This is a genomic window from Serratia sp. JSRIV001 (assembly GCF_019968745.1).
Taxonomy (GTDB): domain Bacteria; phylum Pseudomonadota; class Gammaproteobacteria; order Enterobacterales; family Enterobacteriaceae; genus Chania; species Chania fonticola_B.
Genome location: NZ_CP074147.1, coordinates 4678719 through 4694549 on the forward strand (window position 1 = coordinate 4678719; position 15831 = coordinate 4694549).

At 56.6% G+C, this 15831-nt stretch carries 15 protein-coding genes; 3 read left to right on the forward strand and 12 right to left on the reverse strand.

All coding sequences use genetic code 11. The features are described 5' to 3' along the window. Positions 1-46 precede the first annotated feature (46 nt). The 3 genes from recJ to xerD are packed head-to-tail and all read right to left on the reverse strand — an operon-like array spanning position 47 to position 3427. A complete protein-coding gene (gene recJ, locus KGP17_RS21670) occupies positions 47-1780 on the reverse strand; it encodes a single-stranded-DNA-specific exonuclease RecJ (protein ID WP_059201688.1) in 1734 nt (577 codons plus the stop codon). 6 nt (positions 1781-1786) lie between these two features. Beyond that, complete coding sequence (dsbC, locus tag KGP17_RS21675) at positions 1787-2500, reverse strand: bifunctional protein-disulfide isomerase/oxidoreductase DsbC (RefSeq protein WP_021806191.1); 714 nt, start codon at positions 2498-2500, stop codon at positions 1787-1789. 27 nt (positions 2501-2527) lie between these two features. Continuing rightward, positions 2528-3427 carry a site-specific tyrosine recombinase XerD gene (gene xerD, locus KGP17_RS21680; RefSeq protein WP_021179811.1) on the reverse strand — a complete coding sequence of 300 codons (900 nt, stop codon included), beginning with the start codon at positions 3425-3427 and terminating at the stop codon, positions 2528-2530. Positions 3428-3520: 93 nt separating this feature from the next. On the opposite strand from xerD, the gene fldB reads away from it, so the two are divergent. Beyond that, the gene (gene fldB, locus KGP17_RS21685; RefSeq protein ID WP_021179810.1) at positions 3521-4039 is read left to right on the forward strand and encodes a flavodoxin FldB; all 519 of its coding nucleotides are present in this window, start codon (positions 3521-3523) and stop codon (positions 4037-4039) included. 35 nt (positions 4040-4074) lie between these two features. Here fldB and creD read toward each other — a convergent pair whose 3' ends face one another. The 5 genes from creD to sdhE all read right to left on the reverse strand — a co-directional run bounded on the left by creD (position 4075) and on the right by sdhE (position 8346). Next, positions 4075-5463 carry a cell envelope integrity protein CreD gene (gene creD, locus KGP17_RS21690; RefSeq protein WP_021806193.1) on the reverse strand — a complete coding sequence of 463 codons (1389 nt, stop codon included), beginning with the start codon at positions 5461-5463 and terminating at the stop codon, positions 4075-4077. A gap of 103 nt (positions 5464-5566) precedes the next feature. Next, positions 5567-6985, reverse strand: a complete 1419-nt coding sequence (gene creC / locus KGP17_RS21695) for a two-component system sensor histidine kinase CreC (protein WP_179251827.1) — start codon at positions 6983-6985, stop codon at positions 5567-5569. After that, positions 6982-7677, reverse strand: a complete 696-nt coding sequence (gene creB / locus KGP17_RS21700; protein WP_021806195.1) for a two-component system response regulator CreB — start codon at positions 7675-7677, stop codon at positions 6982-6984. The genes creC and creB overlap by 4 nt, the downstream gene beginning before the upstream one ends. Next, the gene (locus KGP17_RS21705) at positions 7677-8099 is read right to left on the reverse strand and encodes a protein YgfX (RefSeq protein ID WP_021179806.1); all 423 of its coding nucleotides are present in this window, start codon (positions 8097-8099) and stop codon (positions 7677-7679) included. The genes creB and KGP17_RS21705 overlap by 1 nt, the downstream gene beginning before the upstream one ends. Beyond that, positions 8080-8346 carry an FAD assembly factor SdhE gene (sdhE, locus tag KGP17_RS21710; protein ID WP_021179805.1) on the reverse strand — a complete coding sequence of 89 codons (267 nt, stop codon included), beginning with the start codon at positions 8344-8346 and terminating at the stop codon, positions 8080-8082. The genes KGP17_RS21705 and sdhE overlap by 20 nt, the downstream gene beginning before the upstream one ends. A gap of 300 nt (positions 8347-8646) precedes the next feature. Here sdhE and ygfZ point away from each other — a divergent pair, with 300 nt between their 5' ends. Beyond that, positions 8647-9639 (forward strand): tRNA-modifying protein YgfZ, encoded by a 993-nt coding sequence (ygfZ, locus tag KGP17_RS21715; RefSeq protein ID WP_037375809.1) that lies wholly within the window; start codon positions 8647-8649, stop codon positions 9637-9639. A 39-nt stretch (positions 9640-9678) separates the two neighbouring features. Here ygfZ and KGP17_RS21720 read toward each other — a convergent pair whose 3' ends face one another. After that, complete coding sequence (locus KGP17_RS21720; RefSeq protein ID WP_021806198.1) at positions 9679-10176, reverse strand: DUF2165 family protein; 498 nt, start codon at positions 10174-10176, stop codon at positions 9679-9681. Between the two features lie 231 nt (positions 10177-10407). Beyond that, positions 10408-11082, reverse strand: a complete 675-nt coding sequence (locus KGP17_RS21725) for a hemolysin III family protein (RefSeq protein ID WP_037375710.1) — start codon at positions 11080-11082, stop codon at positions 10408-10410. A 236-nt stretch (positions 11083-11318) separates the two neighbouring features. On the opposite strand from KGP17_RS21725, the gene KGP17_RS21730 reads away from it, so the two are divergent. Further along, a complete protein-coding gene (locus KGP17_RS21730) occupies positions 11319-11927 on the forward strand; it encodes an HD family hydrolase (protein WP_094981477.1) in 609 nt (202 codons plus the stop codon). Between the two features lie 33 nt (positions 11928-11960). Here the strand turns inward: KGP17_RS21730 and KGP17_RS21735 are convergent, their stop codons facing one another. After that, the gene (locus KGP17_RS21735) at positions 11961-12707 is read right to left on the reverse strand and encodes an SDR family oxidoreductase (RefSeq protein WP_094981476.1); all 747 of its coding nucleotides are present in this window, start codon (positions 12705-12707) and stop codon (positions 11961-11963) included. A 174-nt stretch (positions 12708-12881) separates the two neighbouring features. Continuing rightward, positions 12882-15761 carry an aminomethyl-transferring glycine dehydrogenase gene (gene gcvP / locus KGP17_RS21740; protein ID WP_094981475.1) on the reverse strand — a complete coding sequence of 960 codons (2880 nt, stop codon included), beginning with the start codon at positions 15759-15761 and terminating at the stop codon, positions 12882-12884. Positions 15762-15831: the final 70 nt, after the last annotated feature.

Here is a 15831-nt window from a genome sequence, read left to right on the forward strand (position 1 = left end):
TGTGGCACGTCAAGTCCCCTCTCCCTTTGGGTGAGGGGCTAGCCGGTTAACGCGGCCAGAGGTGCTGAATGAGCAACTGCACGTTACGGTTGCCACGGAACTCGTTCACATCCAGTTTGTACGCCAGTTCCACTTCTTTGATGCTGCTGTCAGGCCACTGTGTGGTGTCGACATTGAAGGCGATGCCGTCCAACAATGGGCCGCCACCGAGCGGTTCGATCATCAGCTTCAGGTGTTTTTCGCCCACCAGCCGCTGTTGCAGAATACGGAACTTGCCGTCAAAGGTTGGCTCAGGAAACGCCTGCCCCCAAGGCCCGCCCTCACGCAGAAGCTCCGCGGTGGTCAGGGTCAGTTCTTGCATCATCAACTCGCCGTCCGACCAGATCACGCCTTCCAGCATGGCTGGATCGAGCCATTCGCCGACCAGCTCGCCAAAACGCTGGCGGAACTCGTCAAACTTGGCCTCTTCCAGCGACAAGCCCGCCGCCATCGCATGGCCGCCGAACTTCATCATCAGCCCAGGATTCAGGGTATCGAGCCGCTCCAGCGCATCACGCATATGCAACCCGGCCACCGAGCGGCCAGAACCTTTCAGAATGCCGTCGCCCGCAGGGGCAAAAGCGATCACCGGGCGATGGAAACGCTCTTTGATGCGTGAAGCCAGAATGCCCACCACGCCCTGATGCCACTCTGGGTGATACATCGCTAACCCGTAGGGCAATGCGGTGGTAGTTCGTTCCAACTGATCGCACAGCTCCAGCGCTTCCACCTGCATCCCCTGCTCTATCTCACGCCGGGTCTGGTTGAGCGCGTCGAGATCGTTGGCCAGCATACGCGCCTGGGCAATATCGTCGCTCAACAGCATGGCGACGCCGATCGACATATCGTCCAGCCGCCCTGCCGCGTTCAGCCGTGGCCCAAGAGCAAAGCCGAGATCGCTGGCCGCCAATTGCCGCGCATCGCGGTTAGCCACTTCCAGCAGAGCGCGAATACCTGGCCGACACTTGCCAGCCCGGATGCGGTTCAGCCCCTGATACACCAGAATACGGTTGTTGGCATCCAGCGGCACCACGTCCGCCACCGTGCCCAACGCCACCAGATCCAGCAATTCGGCCAGATTAGGCATAGCCAGCGCACGCTGTTCGAACCAGCCGCTGTCACGCAGCTTGGCCCGCAAAGCCAACATCAGATAGAAGGCAACGCCTACACCAGCCAAAGATTTGGAGGGAAAATCACAGTCACGCAGGTTCGGGTTAACGATCGCCTCTGCCGCAGGCAAAGTATCCCCCGGCAGATGGTGATCGGTGACCAGCACCTGTATTCCCAAGCCGTGTGCAACGTCAACGCCCGCATGCGAGGAGATACCGTTATCGACCGTGACGATCAGCTCGGCACCCCGAGCCGCCGCCTGCTCCACGACTTCGGGGCTAAGGCCATAGCCATCTTCAAAACGGTTGGGCACCAGATATTCGATAGAGCTACAGCCCATGCTACGCAAGGCCAGCACCGTCAGTGCGGTACTGGTGGCGCCGTCGGCGTCAAAGTCGCCCACCACCATGATGCGGCGACCGTCGGCCAGTGCCTGCTGCAATATCGCTACCGCAGCATCGATACCGCTCAACTGTTGCCAAGGCAACATGCCCTTGACGCTACGCTCCAGCTCCTGCTCGCCCTTAACTCCACGCAACGCGTATAAGCGACGCAACAGGGGGGGCAGGCTGGCGGGTAAATGGCTGGCATCTGCCGCCTCGCGGCGGCGTAATTGGGTTTTAATACTCACCGTGACTTATTTCGTGGCTGCGGAGGCTGCATGCGCATCCAACATCGCGGCCATCTCTTTCGGCCCTTGGTAGCCAGGGACAACCATGCCGTTTTTCAGCACGATAGCCGGGGTGCCGTTGATACCAAACTGAACGCCCAGCGCATAATGCTGGCTGATATCGGTTTTGCAGGTTGCCGGAGACACCGCGTCGCCCTTCATGGCAGCATCGAAGGCCTTAGCCCGGTCTGCGGTACACCAGATGGAACGCATATCTTTCTCTGCCTGAGATTCCAGCCCCTGACGCGGGAACGCCAGATAGCGCACGGTGATCCCCAGATCGTTGTACTCTTTCATCTGCTCGTGCAGCTTGTGGCAATAGCCACAGGTGATATCGGTGAACACGGTGATCACGTGTTTCTCTTTCGGCGCTTTGTAGACGATCATCTGATCTTTCAGCGCTTCCAGACGGGTCATCAACAGTTGGTTAGTCACGTTAACCGGCTCGCCGCCGCTGACGTCAAACAGCGGCCCTTGCAACACGTGCTTGCCATCTTCCGTCACATACAGCGTGCCGCCTTCGGTCAATACGGTTTTCAAACCGGCGACCGGTGAGGGTTGCACGTCTGCCTGCTTAATGCCCAGGCTACCTAGTGCTTTCTGAATGGCTGCATCGTCAGCATGGGCCGCGCCGGTAACCGAAGCCACCAGCAGGGAGAGCAGCATTAAACCTTTTTTCATTCTTCCAATCCTTTCGATCCCTGCGCGTCAGGCGCGCGGGTGATGCTGTTGATGTAGCTGTTTCAATCTTTCAGTGGCTACATGAGTATAAATTTGTGTGGTTGAGAGGTCGCTATGCCCCAATAACATCTGTACGACACGAAGATCGGCCCCATGGTTCAGTAAATGGGTGGCGAAAGCGTGGCGCAGCACATGCGGAGACAGCCGTTCGCTGTCGATACCCGCTAGGATCGCATAGTGTTTAATCCGATGCCAGAACGTCTGGCGAGTCATTTGTTGGCTGCGGTTGCTGGGGAACAGCACATCCAGCGTCTGGCCGTTCAGCATCCAGGGCCTGCCGTGTTCCAGATAATTTTCAATCCAGTACACCGCTTCTTCACCCAACGGCACCAGGCGCTCTTTGTTGCCTTTACCGATCACCCGCACCACGCCCTGGCGCAGGCTGACATCGCTGATGGTCAACCCCACCAGTTCCGACACACGCAACCCGGTGGCATACAACACTTCGAGCATAGCCTTGTCACGCAGCTCCAACGGTTGATCGACGCAAGGTGCCTGTAGCAAGGCCTCAACCTGCGCTTCGCTCAGATCCTTGGGTAACCGCTGCGGTAATTTGGGCGAGGCCAGCAACGCGGTGGGGTCATCTGCCCGCATTTTTTCACGGTTGAGATATTGGAACAGGCGGCGCATCGCGCTTAACAACCGGGCTGAACTGGTCGCTTTGTATCCTCCCTCCACCCGTTCGGCGAGGAAGGCCTGTAAGTCCAACGCTTCGGCCTGTAACAGGCTGCGGTTGTTGAGAGCCAGCCAACCGGCCAGCGCCTGTAAATCGAGCCGATAAGAGGCCAGCGTATTCTCTGCCAGATTGCGTTCGATCCACAACGCATCCAGGAATTGCTCAATCAGCGCACTGTCTTGCTGTTGCACGCGGTCCTCTCTTGGTTACGTTTCTGCCACAGGCATTATGCCTTAAGGTATACTCGTTGCAATTCTACCTACGGCATTATAAATGGTTTAAACATGAAGATTGGTCTGTTTTACGGCTCCAGCACCTGCTACACCGAGATGGCAGCAGAAAAAATCCGTGAGATTCTGGGTGAAGACCTGGTCGACCTGCACAACCTGAAAGACGTTTCTCCCAAGCTGATGGAAGACTATTCCATCCTGATCCTGGGTATTCCAACCTGGGATTTTGGTGAGCTGCAAGAGGATTGGGAAGCGATCTGGCCGCAACTGACTGAACTAGACCTGAAAGGCAAGATCGTCGCCATGTACGGAATGGGCGATCAGTTGGGTTATGGCGAATGGTTCCTGGATGCGCTGGGGATGTTGCACGACCAGCTTGCCCCACAGGGCGTGCAGTTTATCGGTTTCTGGCCGATTGACGGGTTTGAATTTACCAGCCCCAAACCGCTCAGCGCCGACGGCAAACACTTTGTTGGCCTGGCGCTGGATGAGGTGAACCAATACGACCTGAGCGAAGAGCGTCTGCAACAGTGGTGTGAACAGATCCTGCTGGAGATGGAACCGCTGCTGTAACGAAATTGGGCGCGATATCGCGCCCAACAACGTCTTTATTTCCACAACCTGAAGCGGCTCTCGCCATTACTGGCTGGCGTCTCAGCGGTTTCTGGCTCGGCAATATTACCCTTCAAGCGAGTCGGATCGGCCACCTGATACCAGTCCAGCTTACGCGTCAGCAGCATAATGCCCGCCAGAACCCCGAACAGCAGCACCGACCCTAATACCAGTGCGTTATCTTCCGACTGCAACAGCATATACAGAATGCCATACAGCAGGAGCAGACTGGCGGCGAACAGCATGCCACGGCGCATCCCGCGCAGCACGGCGCTGAGGTAGAAGGCAATCAGTCCACTGCAGGCCACGCTTGCCAGCAGGTAGGCCACGTCGAACCCCAGATGTTCCGAGAAAGCCAGCAGGATCAGATAGAACAGCACCAGCGCCGCCCCCACCAACAGATACTGGATCGGGTGCACCCGCAGCCCGGTCAGGGTTTCGAACAGGAAGAACGCCATAAACGTCAGCCCCAGGAACAGCACCGCATACTTCACCGCCCGCTCGGTCAGTTGATAGTGATCGACCGGTTCGATCAGGCTCGTCGTGAAGGTCGGCAGCTTTTCCTCTTCCATGATGCCGTTATCATACATGAATGAGCTATTGATATTGTTGGCAAACCAGGTGCTGCGCCAGCGGGCAGAGAAGCCTCTATCGGTCACCTTGCGCTCATCCGGCAGGAAGTTGCCGAGGAAGTTCGGATGCGGCCAGTTACTTTGTAATAGCAGCTCGGAACTACGCCCCACCGGAACCAATGACAAGCTGCTGGTCCCCGCCAGGTTTAGGGTGAAATCCGCCGTCAGCCCTTCTTTCTGCAACGAGGCCAGGGCCAGCGGTGCATGGATCCCCTGAGAAAGCCCACTGACCAAAGTACCCGGCTCAAACTTGGCCTGCTGTTGAATGCCGTTGAGGGCAGAGATGCTTTTGATACCACGAGAATCGCTCAATGACAGCATCAGGAAGGGTTGGCCGATCGTAATGTTGCTATGCTGCAAATCCTCCAGATCGGGTTGGCCGAATTTCACCTGGAAATCCAGTGGCCCCTGATACACCTGAGTCTGGTAGATACCCAGCTTACGGATCTCAACGTTGGGCTTGCCATTGACCACCAAAGATTCGGGCAAAACAAAGCGTTGATAGCGAGTGGTCTCTATCTTGATTTCGCCTTTTTCGTTCTTCTTCTCTTCCCGGAAGGTGTACGGGATCACGATCACTGGCCCAAGAATACGCTGCGCCCGGCTGGTGCTTTCACTCACTTGCCCCACTACGCTCTGGCGATAGCCGCTACGTTCCTGTACCACATCCATGAGCATACCCACCGGGATCATCATCAGGATCATCAATCCCAGCAGAGTGGTTATTTTCCAAAACAGTACCGATTTAAACATCGTGGCAGACTCCTTGTAGGTAATGTCGCTACGATAAAGTCGGCAAGTGAAATCAGAATGTGGTTATGTGAAGGGAAGGTGAAGTGCGGGCAATAAGTTGTATTCAGAGTGGTAAAGTGAGGATGGCCTTCGCGCCTGTGGGTTGCAGGTTTTGCAAACGGATGGTGCCACGATGCAGGCGCGCCACTTCCTGCACGAAGTTCAGGCCCAGGCCGCTGCTCTTGGGTTTATCTTCCCGTGCCAGCGAATAGAAGCGTTCAAATACCTTATCCAGCGCATAGTCGGGTATGCCGCTGCCAGTATCGCAAAGGGTGAGCTGGTAATGATGCTCCAACCGCTCGCCATTGATACTGACCGAGCCACCGGCAGGGGTGAAATCCAGGGCATTATCCAACAGATTGCTCAGCGCCTGCCCCAGCAAAAAGGCATCTCCAGTCAGCGATGCTTCCGCTAACGCCCCCAATTCAATCGTGACACCACGCTGCGCCGCCTGTGCTTCTTTACCCGCGATAATCTGCCGGACTAACGGCACCATCGCTACCGCAGCCAGTTCCAAACCGGGCCGGCTTTCTAACTGCGCCTGCACCAGCAACTTATCGACCAATTGCTGAATGCGGGCACTCTGCTGTTCGATGTTGGTCAAAAAGCGTTTGGCCGTCGCGGGAGGCGGTGATTCCTGCAAGAGTTCCGCCGCGCCACGGATCGCCGCCAGCGGGCTTTTCAACTCGTGTGTCAGGGTATGCACATATTGTTCAATGTAGGCCTTGCCTTCCAACTTCATGCGCATGCTTTCCAGCGCTTGCGCCAGTTGGGTCAGCTCAACGCTGCCCATGCGTGGTAATGGCACCGCCTCGCCGTGCGCCACTCCATCTGCATAACGCACCAGGCGGTTGATCGAACGGTTAATCCACCAGACGAAGCCCAGCCCGATCGCCAGCGCAATCCCCAGCAGCACCGCGCCCGCCAGCAAAATACGCCGCTCGCTGCGGCGGATCACAGGTGCCATGGTGCTGTTGGGCTTGCCGACGCTCAACACGCCGATAATCTGCCCTTGCTCCACCACCGGTGCGGCCACGTACATCACCGAACTGCTCTCGTCATCGGCAATCGTCCGGGTGCTGCGCGCACCGTATTGGCCACGTAATGTCAGATAAACATCGTTCCAGCGGGAGTAATCCTGCCCCAACGCCTGGCCTGAGGAATCGAAAATCACCTTGCCGCGCCCATCGGTAAGATAGACACGATATTCGTTCCTATCTTTGCGGATCCCGGCGATATTGGCCCCGATCGGCCGCTGATTAAGCTGGGCGATAGCCTGTGCCAACTGACCTTTTGCCGCATCCCCATGTCTCATATCCAGCCGCGCCACCTGTGCCAGCAGATTGGCGGTATCCACCAGCGTGCCTTCGGTGGCACGCCGTACGCCAGGTTTGACCTCCTGCACGAAAATGCTCAGCACGAAATAGCCCGCCACCGCCACAATCAGGAAATAGCCCAACAGCAGGCGCAGGCCAATCCTCATGGCTGGCGGCTCACGCTATAGCCTAAACCACGATGGGTATGGATAGGGGGTTCTGCGGCATCGATCGCCCGCAGTTTGGCACGCAGCGTTTTGATATGGGTATCGACGGTACGATCCAGGCTCTCTTCCGCCTGGGCCCAAACGATGTCCATCAACTGCTGGCGGGAGAACACCCGGCCAGGCGCTTGCAACAGGGTTTTCAGCAACAAGAATTCATAGCGGGTCAGCGGCAGCGGCTGTTGGTGATAGCAGATCGTGGCTCCCTCTTCATCCAGGCTAAAGGCACCAAAATGATAAAGGGCAGGCTGTTGCAAGCGCTGCTGCTTGTGTAAACGTCGCAGGATCGTGCGCACGCGGGCGCTGACCTCACGCGGGGAGAAGGGTTTGGCTACATAGTCATCGGCACCGATTTCCAGCCCGATCAGGCGATCGAGTTCGCCGCTGCGAGCGGTAAGAAACAGGACCGGTAAATCCGCCGCCTGCGCCAGCAGCCGACGGCAAAGCTCAAAACCGTTGATATCGGGCAGGCCGACGTCGAGGATCACCAACGCCGGTAAGCCCTGTTGCAGAGCCTGCAAAGCAGGCTCGCCACGTTCAAACCAACGCACCTGAAAGCCTTCGCTCTCCAGGGTATAAATCAGCGTATCCGCAATGCTGGGCTCGTCTTCTACCAGCCAAAGCAGCGGTTTCATTATACGTCCTCGTCGGTAGCGGATGGTTCAAACGACAACCGTTGACGCAGTTGGCGCCAATCCGCTTTGCTCATGGAATCCGAAGCCAACCACAGCCGATGGCGTTTCTTGCCGTCGATCTGCTGAAGCGACAGCAAAATACCGAACCCAGGCATCCAGGGCTTGTTCACCATCAGCCATTCTCGGCCATGCCACTCAATCCGGCGTTCAGCCAGCAACCGCAGTTCTCCCTGCCTGGATGCAATGCGCTTTTGGCTGCGAATGCACTCAAACACCACCAACGTCAACAGCACCAACCAGATCGGGCCATAGCCTTCCGGCCAAGGGGCGATCAGGATCAGCAAAATCAGCAGGCCGTGAGTCAGCAACGAGACTAACTGGGTACGCCAGGAAACGCGGACATCACATCGCCACAGGGCCACGGGCTTTATTTCGCATTTGGATCAGGGACACCATTCTCTGCAGATCTTGATCCTGCGGAGCGCCATGATTCATCAGCCAGTTGAACAAATCGGGGTCGTCACATTCGAGCAAGCGGATGAATACGGCCTTGTCTGCATCACTCAGCGTATCGTATTCATGTTCGAAAAACGGCATGATCGAGATATCCAACTCGCGCATGCCGCGGCGGCAGGCCCAGTGAATACGTGCTTTATTATTAATATCCATGTTGTTATGACTAACCTCTTTTCGGCATGGCTTGCCATGCTCTTGGGCAACCGACACTTGGTATGGCAACGCGCGCGCAATTTAATTCCGTCAGCCAACGATTTGGGTGCAATTGGGTTTCGTTGGCCGTAAGCGCCTAGAGTAACAATTTGACATACTCGCCGGGAAGGGCGTTCACCCAACAAAACGTAAAATGTCAAAAAAAGCGCTGCCTGGTAATAACTGTTTGCAAAGCCAGCCACCTCTTTTACCATGGTAGCAACCCCAACAGGTATGCTAAACATGCAGCAGGAACCGATTATGGCGTTCAATATTCCTTTTCCACCCCGTCAACCTTCCGCCTCTTCCCATCTGCCACTGACGCTGATCTCACTGGAAGATTGGGCCATGGTGCAGTTGAGCGGGCCAGACACGGTAAAATATCTTCAGGGCCAGGTAACGGCCGATATCGACAAACTGGCGGCCGATCAACACGTGCTGTGCGGCCATTGCGATGCCAAAGGCAAAATGTGGAGCAACCTGCGTTTATTCCACCGCGGTGAAGGCTTTGCCTATCTTGAGCGTCGCAGCGTGCTGGAAAGCCAACTGGCGGAAATAAAGAAATACGCGGTATTCTCCAAAATCACCATCGCGGCAGACAGCAATGCGGTGCTGCTGGGCCTCGCTGGCCTTGAGGCGCGGGCCGCATTGGCGAAGGTGTTTAGCACCCTGCCGGATGCAGAACACCAAGTGGTGCAAGATGGCGATACCACCTTGCTGCACTTTGCGCTGCCAGCAGAACGTTTTGTGCTGATTACCACGGCAGAAACCGCCGCTCTGCTAGCTTCAAAGCTGGAAGGTCAGGCTGAATTGAACGACAGTCGCCAATGGCTGGCACTGGATATTGAGGCCGGTTATCCGGTGATTGATGCAGCAAACAGTGCGCAGTTGATCCCTCAGGCGACCAATCTACAGGCACTGGACGGGATCAGCTTCAGCAAAGGCTGCTACACCGGGCAGGAAATGGTGGCTCGCGCCAAGTTCCGGGGAGCCAACAAGCGCGCCCTGTACTGGCTGGAAGGTAAAGGTAGCCAGGTTCCACAAGCAGGTGACGATCTGGAGTTGAAGCTGGGTGACAACTGGCGCCGCACCGGCACCGTGCTGGCGGCAATCTCGCTGGCTGACGGAACGCTGTGGGTGCAGGTGGTGATGAATAACGATCTGGAAGCGGACAGCGTGCTGCGCGTACGCGATGACGCCAGCAGCCAGCTCGCCATCAAGCCTCTGCCTTACTCACTGGCGGAAGAAAAGTAAGTGGTTTGGCCGCAGGCATCGCGCCTGCGGCCAGACGAGTTATTCGTCCAATTCCCCATCACGCGGCACCAGATAAATCAGCACCAGCAAAATAGTGACAAAGAAGCGGAAGGCATCGGGCACACCGTTCCACTGTTTTGACATCCACATGCCAAACCACTCGCCACCAACCGACATAAAGGCCACCTGCCAGGTGAGGAAGCCTAACGTCAACCCTGCAATGGCAAAGGTCTTGGCCCGGTTAAAGCTGGCCGCAGGCAGTTTCAGGCCGCGCAGCAGACGGATCCCCCCAATCCAGCACAAAATCGCGGTGAGGGTTTCCAACGCAATAATGCCGATATACCCCACCTGATGCAGCCATGGCGACTGGATGGAGCGATAGGTGATAGTGGCATCAGGGAAGATCGTATCCATCATAAAAACATGGCGTACGAAGGCAAAGTTGGTGTCGTAATCGGTGATATTGCCAAAAGCTACCAGTGAGGCAAATAGCGCGATAGCACAAACCAGCAGGGCTTTGGATAAACGTACGATCATAGTGAAGAGTCCTGGGTAATGATTAAAGGCACCGGAAGGTGCAAATACCCCATAGATCTCAAGATGCAGGTCAGCCAGCAGCAAGCGCAGCCAACCCCCTGCGACTTGAAAGCGAGGGGTTTGGCGGGCTCAGAAATAAAGCTAAGGCTTGCTGGATACCCGAAAGAAACAAGCGCCTCTTTTTAACCCAAAAGAAACGCTTTGGCAATATATCGACAACAGATGAGCGGGTTATACGTAAAGGTAGATCGCCATGAAGTGGCACACACTGCCGCCGAGCACAAAACCGTGCCAGATCGCATGGCCAAAACGGAAGCGTTTCGAGGCATAGAAAATCACCCCTAGCGTGTACACCACGCCCCCTACCGCCAGCAAAGTTACCCCTCCGACTTCCAGGCGCATTGCCAACTGGTAGATCACGATCAGTGATAGCCAGCCCATGGTCAGATAGGTCACCAGCGACAACACCTCGAAACGGTGCGCAAATGCCAGTTTGAAAATCACGCCGAACAGCGCCAGCCCCCAGATCACCACCATCAGCCCCCGCGCCAACGGTGAGTCCAGCCCCACCAGCAGGAACGGCGTATAGGTTCCGGCGATCAGCAGGTAGATGGCACAGTGGTCAAATTTTTTCAGCCAGTGCTTGGCTCTCTGATGTGGAATAGCATGGTACAGCGTGGAAGCCAGGAACAGCAGGATCATACTGCCGCCATACAGGCTATAGCTGGTGATGGCCGTTACCCCAGCGCCGTCGTTTACCGCCTGAACCAACAGCAGCACCAGGCCGACAATCCCAAACACCAAGCCGATACCGTGGCTGATGCTGTTGGCAATTTCCTCTGCCCATGGATAAGCCGTGGCGGGCAACTGGTCTGCCCCGACTTTCACTTCGTCCTTTTTCCCCATAAAGCGCAACCCCTCAAAACAACGCATATTGTGCGAATTAACTGCAAATGAGATTAACTGAGAACGATTCCAGTGTACACGTGTACGCTAAAATAAAACTGTGAGCGCTTGTAACACCACGCTAACATCGAAATCCTCAGCCTGCTGGGCTACAATCGATATGCTTTGCACCCTATGGATTTCAGTTACGGCTGGAAGACGGCGGGTATCCCATCATTCACCTCGAGGTTCGTACCATGTCATCCGCTGTACCCGCGTTAGACTTTGGCTCCATGACTCAAACCATCCAGTTTCTGATGGAAATCGACAAACTTAAAAGCGTGCAACGCCGTACCAAGGTGATGGGCACCCAGCGTCAGGAAAACTCGGCCGAGCACAGTTGGCACTTTGCCATTGCGGCCTTGAGTCTGGCCCCTTATGCCAGCGATGAGGTGGATATTCAGCGCGTGATCCAGATGGCCCTGCTGCACGATATCGTCGAGATCGATGCCGGTGACGTCATGGTTTACGATCTGGCAGCACGAGCGGCGATCCACGACCAGGAAGTGGCGGCGGCAAAACGATTATTCGGGATATTGCCGGAACCACAACGTGGGGTTTTCACCGCGCTGTGGCAGGAGTATGAAGCAGGCGAAAGCGCCGATGCCCGCTTCGCGTTGGTGCTGGATCGCTGCATGCCAATGCTGATGAACCTGCACAACGGCGGTCAGAGCTGGGTAGAGAATGATATCAGCCTGCAACAGGTATTGGACCGTAATACGATGATTGCCGATATCCATCCCGAGCTGTGGCAACATTTGGAGCAGCATTTGCAGGATGCACAGCGTAAAGGCTGGCTGAAGTAATCGATGAGGGGCGCCGATGGCGCCCTTGCTGATTCAACGCCCGCCAGCGGCTTCGATAAAAGTGCCAGTGACGTAGGACGCCGCATCGGAAAGCAGCCAGGCAACAGCTTGCGCCACTTCCTCTGGCTGACCACCCCGCTGCATTGGCAACGCTGACTTCACCCGATCTACCCGCCCCGGCTCTCCTCCGCTGGCATGCATCTCGGTGTAAATACAACCTGGCCTTACACAGTTGACGCGTATCCCCTGTGCCGCCACTTCCAACGCCAGACCGGTAGTCAACGTATCCACCGCCCCTTTTGACGCCGCATAGTCAATATATTCCCACGGAGCCCCGAGTCGCGACGCAGCGGAAGAAACGTTGACGATCGATCCGCCCTGCCCACCATGCCGTAGCGCCATGCGCTTTACCGCTTCGCGGCAGCAGAGAAAATACCCGGTGACGTTAGTCGTCAGCACCTTATTGATCCGCTCGGCGGTGAGTTGCTCAATGCTCGCCTGTTGGAACAGAATACCTGCGTTATTGACCAGTGCATCAATTGGCCCCAACGTGGCTGCCAGTTCGGCAAACATCGCCACCACCTCCGCTTCCTCGGCGATATCTGCTTGCAGAGCCATCGCCTTGCCACCCTGTTGGCGGATCTGCGCCACCACTAACTCAGCAGCAGCACTATCACGCAGATAATTGACGCCCACCGCATAGCCCTGCTGGGCCAATAATAATGCCGTCGCGCGGCCTATGCCCCGGCTGGCACCGGTCACTAACACTACTTTTGTCATTATTGTTCCTTGCTATTGAGATCAGAAACGATAGCGGGTATTTACGCAAGCAAGTCAGGCAACTTGCTGCTCGACGGTAGATTAATCAGTGAAGCGCAATTGCTGCGGTGCTGCAATAAAAAAGGGACACGGCTTCATGCCGTGTCCCTCGAGCATCATTTTGGCAAGATAGTGTTATTCGTAGTCGCTCATCGGTACGCAAGAGCAGAACAGATTACGATCGCCGTAGACATCATCCAGGCGCTTCACGCTCGGCCAGTATTTATTCTCACGCACGCCAGCTATCGGGAATACCGCCAGCTCGCGGCTGTAAGCATGCTGCCAGTCGTTAACCAGTTCCGCCTGCACGTGCGGTGCGTTAACCAATGGGTTGTCTTCCAGTGGCCATTCGCCTTGCTGCACGCGGTCAATCTCGCTGCGGATAGCCAGCATCGCATCGATAAAGCGATCCAGTTCCACTTTGTTTTCCGACTCGGTCGGTTCAACCATCAGCGTGCCTGCCACCGGGAACGACATGGTCGGCGCATGGAAACCGTAGTCGATCAGACGCTTGGCGATATCCATTTCGCTAATACCCGTCTCTTCTTTCAGCGGGCGAATATCCAGAATACATTCGTGCGCCACGCGGTGATCGCGGCCGGTATACAGCACCGGATAAGCGTCTTTCAGGCGGGTTGCGATGTAGTTGGCATTCAGGATCGCCACCTGGCTGGCCTGCTTCAGCCCTTCCGCGCCCATCATGCGGATATACATCCAGCTGATCGGCAAGATAGAGGCGCTGCCGAACGGTGCAGCAGAAACCGCGCCCTGCTGGGTGGTCACGCCATCAATCTGCACTACGCTGTGGCCTGGAACAAACGGCGCCAGGTGAGACTTCACGCCGATAGGTCCCATGCCTGGACCGCCACCGCCGTGAGGGATACAGAAGGTTTTATGCAGGTTGAGGTGCGATACGTCCGCACCGATATAGCCCGGCGTGGTGATCCCCACCTGCGCGTTCATGTTGGCACCGTCCAGGTAAACCTGGCCGCCAAACTGATGCACGATCTGGCACACTTCGCGGATGGTTTCTTCATACACGCCATGGGTTGACGGGTAGGTCACCATGATGCAGGACAAGGCTTCCCCGGCCTGCTCGGCTTTCACCCGCAGATCGTGCAGATCGATGTTGCCGTTCTTGTCACAGGCCACAACCACCACGCCCATGCCCGCCATCTGGGCAGAAGCCGGGTTGGTACCGTGCGCCGAGCTTGGGATCAGGCAGATATTACGCCCAGCCTCGTTGCGGCTTTCATGGTAGCGACGGATCGCCAGCAAACCGGCATACTCACCCTGAGCGCCCGAGTTGGGCTGCATGCACACCGCATCGTAACCGGTCAGTTGCACCAACCATTGGGAAAGCTGCCCAATCATCACTTGATAACCTGCGGCCTGCTCTGGTGGGCAGAACGGGTGCAGTTCAGAGAATTCAGGCCAGGTGATCGGGATCATTTCCGCAGCGGCGTTCAGCTTCATGGTGCAGGAGCCCAGCGGGATCATCGCCAGGTTCAGCGCCAGATCTTTACGCTCCAGACGGTGCATATAACGCATCATCTCGGTTTCGCTGTGATAGCGGTTAAACACTGGATGCGTGAGGATCGGATCTTTACGCAGCATGGCCGCAGGGATCGACTGGCTGTTTTTGCTCACGGCAGCATCCAGCGCATCGATATCCAAACCGTGGTTATCGCCGACCAACAGGGCAAACAGCGTCTGCACATCTTCACGGGAAGTGGCTTCATCCAGCGTGATGCCGACTGCCCCGTGGATATCGGTACGCAGGTTGATGCCGAAGCCCAGCGCGCGTTCCAGCACCGCCGCTTTGTCTTTCACTTCCACGGTCAACGTGTCGAACCAGGTTTTATGGCGCAGTGTCAGACCCGCTTGTTGCAGGCCAGCGGCCAGGATATCGGTCAGGCGATGGATACGCCCGGCGATACGTTGCAGGCCTTGTGGCCCATGGTACACCGCATACAGGCTGGCGATATTGGCCAGCAGCACCTGCGAGGTACAGATATTCGAGTTGGCCTTTTCGCGGCGGATATGTTGCTCACGGGTTTGCATCGCCATGCGCAGCGCAGTATTGCCGGCAGCATCGCGTGATACCCCGATAATACGGCCTGGCATCGAGCGTTTGAATTCGTCACGGCAGGCAAAGAACGCCGCGTGTGGGCCACCGTAGCCCATTGGTACGCCGAAGCGTTGCGCAGAACCGAATACCACGTCGGCACCTTGCTTGCCCGGTGCTGCCAGCAGCACCAGCGCCATGATATCGGCAGCCATGCTGGTGATGATTTTGCGCGTTTTCAGCTCTGCCAACAGGGCGCTGTAATCGTGCAGCTCACCGGTGGTGCCAACCTGTTGCAGCAGTACGCCAAACACGCCTTGCAGCTCCAACACCTTCGCCGGTTTATCAACGATCACGTCAAAACCAAAGGTTTCGGCACGGGTACGTACCACGTCCAGCGTTTGTGGGTGCACATCGTCAGCCACAAAGAAGCGGTTGGCGTCTTTCAGTTTGCTGGCACGTTTGGCCAACGCCATCGCTTCTGCGGCAGCGGTAGCTTCATCCAGCAAGGAGGCAGAGGCCAGATCAAGCCCGGTCAGATCGAGGGTCAGCGTCTGGAAGTTGAGCAGCGCCTCAAGGCGGCCTTGCGACACTTCCGGCTGATAAGGGGTATAAGCGGTATACCAGCCTGGGTTTTCCAGCATGTTGCGCAGGATCACCGGCGGCGTCAGCACCGCGCTGTAGCCCATACCGATATAGGATTTGTAGCGCTGATTCTGTGAGGCAATCGCCTTCAGTTCGGCCAACGCCTGATGTTCCGTGGCCGCATCGCCTACCGGCGGAGGCCCTGGCAGTTGGATATCGGCTGGCACAATCTGTTGGATCAGCGCGCTGAGTGAGCGAGCGCCCACGGCTTCCAGCATCTGCTGCTGTTGCTCTGCGGAAGAGCCGATGTGGCGCTCGATGAACGCTTCGCTGTGTTCAAGTTGGCTGAGTGTCTGAGTCATTGCTACAAATTCCTGAATGCTTGCGGGGTACGGGATATAGCCTGAACTGCAAAACGCCCCACAGGGTGGT

What these genes read in the sequence shown, in the direction of transcription:
- creD (WP_021806193.1), bottom strand. Translation starts at nt 5,463, where the DNA reads ATGTTTAAATCGGTACTGTTTTGGAAAATAACCACTCTGCTGGGATTG.
- fldB (WP_021179810.1), top strand. Translation starts at nt 3,521, where the DNA reads ATGAAGATTGGTCTGTTTTACGGCTCCAGCACCTGCTACACCGAGATG.
- KGP17_RS21720 (WP_021806198.1), bottom strand. Translation starts at nt 10,176, where the DNA reads ATGATCGTACGTTTATCCAAAGCCCTGCTGGTTTGTGCTATCGCGCTA.
- creC (WP_179251827.1), bottom strand. Translation starts at nt 6,985, where the DNA reads ATGAGGATTGGCCTGCGCCTGCTGTTGGGCTATTTCCTGATTGTGGCG.
- gcvP (WP_094981475.1), bottom strand. Translation starts at nt 15,761, where the DNA reads ATGACTCAGACACTCAGCCAACTTGAACACAGCGAAGCGTTCATCGAG.
- KGP17_RS21730 (WP_094981477.1), top strand. Translation starts at nt 11,319, where the DNA reads ATGTCATCCGCTGTACCCGCGTTAGACTTTGGCTCCATGACTCAAACC.
- ygfZ (WP_037375809.1), top strand. Translation starts at nt 8,647, where the DNA reads ATGGCGTTCAATATTCCTTTTCCACCCCGTCAACCTTCCGCCTCTTCC.
- creB (WP_021806195.1), bottom strand. Translation starts at nt 7,677, where the DNA reads ATGAAACCGCTGCTTTGGCTGGTAGAAGACGAGCCCAGCATTGCGGAT.
- KGP17_RS21725 (WP_037375710.1), bottom strand. Translation starts at nt 11,082, where the DNA reads ATGGGGAAAAAGGACGAAGTGAAAGTCGGGGCAGACCAGTTGCCCGCC.
- dsbC (WP_021806191.1), bottom strand. Translation starts at nt 2,500, where the DNA reads ATGAAAAAAGGTTTAATGCTGCTCTCCCTGCTGGTGGCTTCGGTTACC.
- sdhE (WP_021179805.1), bottom strand. Translation starts at nt 8,346, where the DNA reads ATGGATATTAATAATAAAGCACGTATTCACTGGGCCTGCCGCCGCGGC.
- KGP17_RS21735 (WP_094981476.1), bottom strand. Translation starts at nt 12,707, where the DNA reads ATGACAAAAGTAGTGTTAGTGACCGGTGCCAGCCGGGGCATAGGCCGC.